The sequence below is a fragment of the Priestia sp. P5_B4 genome, assembly GCF_056400385.1.
Map to the genome: position 1 here is coordinate 1 of NZ_JBFULJ010000197.1, position 5,743 is coordinate 5,743.

The 5,743-nt window shown below is 38.4% G+C and carries 6 protein-coding genes; 5 read left to right on the forward strand and 1 reads right to left on the reverse strand.

All coding sequences use genetic code 11. The features are described from left to right. A partial coding sequence (locus AC1DRF_RS15095; RefSeq protein ID WP_477741055.1) for a 2-oxo acid dehydrogenase subunit E2 occupies positions 1-541 on the forward strand: 541 nt, incomplete at its 5' end. 41 nt (positions 542-582) lie between these two features. On the opposite strand, the gene AC1DRF_RS15100 is transcribed toward AC1DRF_RS15095, so the two are convergent. Then, positions 583-1,191 carry a TetR/AcrR family transcriptional regulator gene (locus AC1DRF_RS15100; protein WP_427076047.1) on the reverse strand — a complete coding sequence of 203 codons (609 nt, stop codon included), beginning with the start codon at positions 1,189-1,191 and terminating at the stop codon, positions 583-585. 197 nt (positions 1,192-1,388) lie between these two features. Here AC1DRF_RS15100 and AC1DRF_RS15105 point away from each other — a divergent pair, with 197 nt between their 5' ends. The 4 genes from AC1DRF_RS15105 to AC1DRF_RS15120 form a co-directional block, all read left to right on the forward strand. Continuing rightward, a complete protein-coding gene (locus AC1DRF_RS15105) occupies positions 1,389-2,564 on the forward strand; it encodes a YhgE/Pip domain-containing protein (RefSeq protein WP_427076048.1) in 1,176 nt (391 codons plus the stop codon). A 35-nt stretch (positions 2,565-2,599) separates the two neighbouring features. Further along, positions 2,600-4,114, forward strand: a complete 1,515-nt coding sequence (locus tag AC1DRF_RS15110; protein ID WP_477741056.1) for an FAD-dependent monooxygenase — start codon at positions 2,600-2,602, stop codon at positions 4,112-4,114. Between the two features lie 131 nt (positions 4,115-4,245). Continuing rightward, positions 4,246-4,938, forward strand: a complete 693-nt coding sequence (locus AC1DRF_RS15115; RefSeq protein ID WP_043981650.1) for a response regulator transcription factor — start codon at positions 4,246-4,248, stop codon at positions 4,936-4,938. After that, positions 4,935-5,743 (forward strand): HAMP domain-containing protein (locus tag AC1DRF_RS15120; RefSeq protein ID WP_477741057.1); only part of this gene is annotated, 809 nt, incomplete at its 3' end. The genes AC1DRF_RS15115 and AC1DRF_RS15120, both read left to right, overlap by 4 nt.

Here is a 5,743-nt window from a genome sequence, read left to right on the forward strand (position 1 = left end):
GCACGACGTAAGACTTGGCTTTATGTCATTCTTTACAAAAGCAGTAGTAGCAGCACTGAAAAAGTATCCATTATTAAATGCTGAAATTCAAGGAAACGAGTTATTAATTAAAAAATTCTATGATATCGGTATTGCTGTGTCAGCTCCAGACGGTCTTGTTGTTCCAGTTGTGCGTGATGCTGACCGCAAAACATTCGCTGGTATCGAAGGATCTATCGTTGATTTAGCGAAAAAAGCGCGCGACAACAAATTAGCATTAAAAGATTTACAAGGTGGAACGTTCACAATTACAAACGGCGGCGTATTCGGTTCATTAATGTCTACACCAATTTTAAATGGGCCTCAAGTTGGTATTTTAGGAATGCATAAAGTTCAGCTTCGTCCGGTAGCAATTGATGAAGAGCGTATCGAAAATCGTCCGATGATGTACATTGCACTTTCTTACGATCACCGTATCGTTGACGGCAAAGAAGCCGTAAGCTTCCTAGCTACTGTTAAAGAACTATTAGAAGATCCAGAATCTTTATTACTAGAAGGTTAATAAAAAGAACCTGCTATTTTCYTAGAGAATAGCAGGTTCTTTTATGTTCGTTTAATGCCTGCAACATAAGCAGGACCCAAAAAAGTCATGCTAGCGAGTGTCAGGGCCATTTCTCGCGGTGACTGCTTCATACCTTGTTCTAACCAGTGCTGAATAACTCCAAGATGCGCTGACGTTACGTAAGACATTAAATGTTCAAGTGGAACAAGCGGAGTCGTTTTATTATCCATAAGTTCTAATTTTTCGAGCATATTGGTTTTCATAACTTCTTTAATTTTAAGATGAAAGCCAGGATTTCCTTTTGGACCAAGCATAACCTGCATAAAACGTGCATTTTCTTGAATATATTCAAAAAGTGTAATAATAAACGGCAAAGGCTGTTCTTTTAAATTAGCAGACACAATCTCATTGGGATTTGCTTTTTTGATAAATTCTTTTATCTCTTGAATAACTTCATTTTCGCTTTTTTCAAGCAAATCGTATTTATCATGGTAGTGTAAATAAAAAGTTCCGCGATTAATATCCGCTTTTTTCGTCAAATCCCTGACCGTTACACCTTCAAACCCTTTCTCTTCCATTAATTCTGTCAAAGCATCTCGGATAAATCTTTTCGTTCGAATAATTCTGCGATCTGTTTTTGAATTCCCCACAGCTTTTAAACACCTACTTTTTTCTTTAATAATGAACAGTTATATGCTTTGTGTTAAGTAATCGACATTCCCGCTATTATTGCATATTGAGAATACAGGTAAATTTATTATAATTTACATAGTGATCACTAATCAACATCATGTACATTATCTTTTCGTTAACGTGTATATCCTTAAAACAAAAAGGAGAGATCTACATGAAATTAGGTAATCAAAAGCTTATATATTTTTCACCAATTATAGTAGTAGCTGTYATTTTTATCTTTATTCTAACCTTAATTCCTTCGGCAAGCTCAGCACCTAAGAATTTGCCAATCGCATTCGTAAATGCTGACGAAGGAATGACAGTTCCAGCAAAGGGTAATGTAAATATAGGAAATCAAATCGAACAAAATACGAAAGGGGTAAGTACCGAACAGTCTTCGGTTAAATGGATCTTTGTCTCAAATACTAAAGAAGTTGAAAAAGGGTTAAATAATCAACAATACTACGGGGCGCTTATCATTCCAAAAGATTTCACAAAAAAACAGTCAACTCTTCAGACGGCTAAGCCTGATGCACCTGCTATTAAATTATTAGTGAATCAAGGAATGAATACAGCTGCTTCAATCCTAGCAAGTCAGGTGCTAAACGGGGCAGTTGATAAGATGAATGAAAATATGCGCTTGCAGCTAGTGAAAAGATTTGAACAAAACGGAACGCAACTAAGTGCAAGCCAAGCATTAGCACTCGCTGCACCGATTCAAAAGACAGTGATAAACGTAAACGAAACAGGGACTCATAGTGTCAACGGAAATGCCCCCGTTTCATTATTTCAGCCGCTGTGGATGGCAAGTATAGCCGGTGCTGCAATGGTCTTCCTCAGCCTTCAAAAAATCACGTTTTCTTCTCGTAAAGAGAAAATCGTTAATCAAGTAGGATTCGTAATCATCGGGGTTATACTTGCTTTAGCTGCTGGTTTTGGACTTGTGTGGTTAGCTGAAGTAGTTGGAATAAGCGTTCCTTCATTTTTGGATACAGCACTATTCTTAGCTATTGCTTACTTCAGTTTTTTCACCTTGATATCAGCCGTACTTTCATGGCTAGGACTAAAGGGACTCCCGATTTTCGTTATTGTTCTATTTTTTGGCGCACCTTTGCTTTCAATGGCCCCAGAAATTATGCCTGATTTTTATAGAGAGTGGATTTATCCATGGCTGCCGATGAGATTTATGGTAGATGGCGTCAGAGAACTATTTTTCTTTGGAGAACATCTGACATGGAATCCTTCTGTATCTGCTCTAGCTCTTATCTCTTTAATAAGTTTGTGTGCTCTGTTTGCTTCTGCTTTACCTGCATCTTCTGTAAAAAAAGAGGAGTCTCGCTCAATATAAACGATACTGTAACTGAATGAAAAGGAGAGATGATGATGAATCCACAAATCCTAATCGTTGGTGCCGGCCCTACTGGCCTCGTTATGGCCTACAATTTAGCCAGACATAACATTCCTTTTCGAATTATTGATAGAAGCGACGGACCTGGGCAAGCCTCCCGGGCTATGGCTATTTTACCGCGAACACTTGAATTTTATCAGCAGTTCGGTTTTGCAGATGAAGTCATAGACAGCGGGATTAAGATGGAAGATGTATACGTCCGAGTGAAGAATAAAATAAAAGCAAAAGTTCATCTAGGATCTTTAGGAGAAGGATTAAGTCCTTTTCCTTTTGTTCTTACATTTCCACAGGACGACCACGAGCGGTTTCTGCTTGAAAAATTAAAAAATTTTGAGATCGAAGTAGAATGGAAGACGGAGTTACTATCTCTAGCTGAACACGGAGAAGAGGTAAAAACTTTATTAAAAGCACAACAAGAGGAAACCGCTTATTTTAAGTATATTTGTGGATGTGACGGAGCACACAGTACCGTTCGCAAGCAAATGAAGATAGAGTTTAAAGGAGAAAAATATAAACAGCATTTTTATGTGATGGATGTTCACGGCTCTGGTGAAGTGATGAAGGATCAAAAAATCAGTATTTCATTTAGCAATGAAGAATTTTTGATTTGTATGCCCGTTAGAAGTAAAGGAACGTATCGAATGATCGGCATTATTCCTTCAACTTTTGGGGGGCAAAACGATGTAAAAGCTGAAAACATTCACGCTTTTATTCAACGAACATTTGGTGCTCAGGTTGAGGGTATAAATTGGTTCTCGACATATCATATCCATCACAGAGTAGCAAGTCGTTTCCGACAAGGGCGTATTTTTCYAAGTGGAGATGCAGCCCATATTCATAGTCCTGCRGGGGGACAAGGAATGAACACAGGAATTGGAGATGCAGTCAACCTTTCATGGAAATTAGCAGCTGTCCTTCAACACAAAGCGGCACTTTCCATATTAGATACATACGAAGAAGAAAGGTTGCCTTTTGCAGAGCTGCTTGTAAATACAACTGATCGCGCTTTTACGCGAATGGTGGCACGAGATAAAACGAGTCAATTTTTTAGGAAGCATATCTTTCCGCCTGTACTATCCTTTTTATTTCGTTTCCCTTATCCCCGTCACAAAGCATTTACGATTTTATCTCAAATCCGCATTAAGTATCGAAATAGTGACCTAAGCAGCGGGCAAGGGACAAATGTGCAAAGTGGTGATCGATTACCTTATGTAGAAGGGAATTTTGAATCTTTACAGTCTTTAAACTGGCAAATACATGTCTATGGAACAGCAGCAGAGAAGCTAAAAAAGAGCATGCAAGAAAAAGACTTCTCCTTGCACGAGTTTTCTTGGAACCCTTACTTGAAGAAAGCAGGGCTTCAAAAAGATGCTCTGTACGTTATTAGACCGGACGGATACATTGGTTTTATTAGCAGCGAGCAGCGTATAGATCTGCTTCATCAATATTTGAATACGCATAAAATCCTTCCTTTTACAAATGAATATTAGATCTAAAAAAACGCCAGCTTATATGGTGTTTTTATTTTTGTTTACAATTTCGAAACAACTTGGAGATGTTTTTGGGAAAGCTGTTTGATAAGATAGACGAATAGAAATATCAAATGAAAGTACGTGATACATTGAATAAAAAGATTTTAGTAGTTGATGATGAAAAAAGTATTGCTACAGCGGTATCCTATGCTTTCAAGCGCGAAGGATATATTGTAGACACCGCATCTGACGGTGAAGAAGCACTTGAAAAAGTAAAAAGCTTTCAACCTGACGTGATGATATTGGATGTGATGATGCCGAAATTAACCGGCTATGAAGTATGCCGAAAACTTGAGAATCGAAGAGGAATGGGGATTATCTTGTTAACGGTTAAAAATGATATCGTCGATAAAGTTCTAGGCTTAGAGTTAGGCGCAGATGATTACATGACCAAGCCTTTTGACGTAAGAGAACTTGTAGCTAGAGCTAAAGCACTTGTTCGGCGAATGGAAAAAAATGAAGCTCCTGAAGCTGTGGGAGAAATCACGGTGGGAAAAGTGAAGGTGAACTTAATTCAGCGCACGTTACATGTTGCCAATGAGTTAGTTAAGCTTACACCAAAGGAGTTTGATCTTATTGCTTTATTACTTGCCAATTTAGAGAGAGTGTACACACGAGAAGATTTACTAGATCTTGTCTGGGGAATGGATTATGCAGGTGGTACACGTACGGTAGACATTCACATGCAGCGCCTTCGAAAAAAAGTAGGAGAAGCAGAACCTTATTTGCTTCAAACGGTATATGGGGTTGGATATAAAGCGACAGCAGGGATCAATGAATGAAAATCAGCCTAAAAGCTAAGATGGGACTCGTTCTTGCTTTTTTAATTATTTTAACAGTAACCGTACTGAGCGTACTTGTGTTAAAAGGAATTGAGACAAATCAGCGTGATCAGCTAGAAAGTGAACTTATTCAAAAAAGCAAAGCAGCGGAGCAGACGATTCATCAAAGTTATTTAACCGGTGACCCGTCTCTGAATACAGATTCTTTTCTTCAGCAAAAAGGACAGCGCCTTGCATCTTCGATTGCATCACAAAGCGGAATGCAAACAGTCCTATATAATCAAAAAGGACAGGAAGCAGGAAGCTCTATTCCCATCGGCCAAAAAGATGTGGATGTTTCTGATACGCTTAGCTATGCTTTGAAAGAAAAAATAGCCTATCAAATCTCGGGTTCTTCCCTTATTTACTTCGCACCTGTGTCAATCGATAATCAATTTATTGGAGCCATTCGTTTTGACCATTCCCTAAAAAATAATCAGCAGTTTATAGCTGATATTAGGCACTTATTTCGTATGGGAGGAACGATTGCAGCAGCAGCAGCTTTTTTAATTGGCTACGCTTATTTTTATCGCATTGCTTCGCTCATCGCTACCCTTCAAAAAACTTCACAGCAGATTCGAAAAGGCCATTATTTGACTGATGTGCCGTTTAAACGACGCGATGAACTTGGAGAGCTTAGTCAAGGCTTGTTTTTTATGAGTACGTCGATTGAAAAAAATATCGATCAAATGAATGAAGAAAAAAGAAAGCTTGAATTTGCTATTTCGAAACTGCAGTCTCTTGAACAGCAGCAAAAGCAGTTTAT